The organism is Nonomuraea antri, from assembly GCF_013283785.1.
Classification (GTDB): Bacteria; Actinomycetota; Actinomycetes; order Streptosporangiales; family Streptosporangiaceae; genus Nonomuraea; species Nonomuraea antri.
Window position 1 is genome coordinate 1 of record NZ_JABCPZ010000556.1, and the last position, 1,178, is coordinate 1,178.

At 65.7% G+C, this 1,178-nt stretch carries 1 protein-coding gene; it reads right to left on the reverse strand.

Features of this window, described 5'->3' with window-relative positions; all coding sequences use genetic code 11:
* Positions 1-730: tyrosine-type recombinase/integrase (locus HII36_RS55330; RefSeq protein ID WP_173531411.1), on the reverse strand; the 730-nt coding region annotated here is incomplete at its 3' end.
* Positions 731-1,178: the final 448 nt, after the last annotated feature.

Below are 1,178 nucleotides of genomic sequence, written 5' to 3' on the forward strand. Positions count from 1 at the left end.
GCCCCATATCCGGCGCGCCCTCGACCTGCGCCAAGCGAGCGTGAACAATCCGCCGTACCGTCCCCGCGTCGATGCGCCCGCCCCGCACCCCGAGAAACAACGCCGGCCCGGACCCAGCCCGCACCCACAGGGGCCGCCCGTTGACGCACCATCGATCGAGCGCCCGCAACGCAGGCACCCCGAACGGCACCGATCGCTCCTTACGGCCCTTGCCCATTACCCTGACCACCCGACGATCCCGATCCACATCGTCGACATCCAGCGAGCACAACTCACTCACCCGCACCCCGGTGGCATACAGCAGCTCCAAGACCGCGACATCCCGGAGTTCCTTGGGCTCACCCGTCAGGGGGACGTCCAGGACGGCCTCAACTTGTTCCTGTTCGAGGACTACGGGCAGCGACCGTCCCGCTTTGGCGCTTCCCAACAGCAGCCCCGGATCCTCAGCCAGCCAGCCGCGCTGGTGGCAGTAGGCGGTGAACGTCCGGGCGCAGGCAGTGCGTCGGGCCAGCGTGGCCCGGGCTTTCCCTGCCCCATGCTGCTCGGCCAGCCACGCCCGCAACGCTTGGATACTCAGGGCTTCGAGCTCGCCGTTCACGTGCTCAAGAAGCCCTCGCACGTCGGACAGGTAGGCCCGCACGGTGTGCGGAGAGAGGTCGCGTTCGAGCCGCAAATGCCGCTCGAACTCACTCACGATCACATCGCTTTCCATGTCCTCGCCACCACCCATGCCGACCGCCCCTTCTCCTTGCCTCCCGCCCTGATCACCTCATCAGGTTCTCTCCGCAATTTCCGCCATGCCCGCCATTAGTCATCGCGTTGAACCCCGCCTCTCCTCGCCACCCAGCGTCAATCATCGCGGTCCCAATTCCGTCAGCTCTCCCTGCCAGTCTCGCTTCGTCAGTTCTCACCCATCGCGATCCTCGCCTTGTCATGGCGTTCACCTCGTCACGATCCTCACCTCGTCACGATCCTCACCTCGTCATGATCCTCACCTCGTCACGGCCCCTCGCCCACCACATCCCCCGTCACCCCAATGTGTGCCATTGCTCCAGCGCGTTCCACCACCCACCCGTTGCGTCTCATCGTCTTGCTCTCCGCCGTCCAGCAGGGGTATCGGTCGCTATCAATGGAGATCGTCGACCAGTTGGGCGGGTGGTGGGGACTCTGGCAGCCAG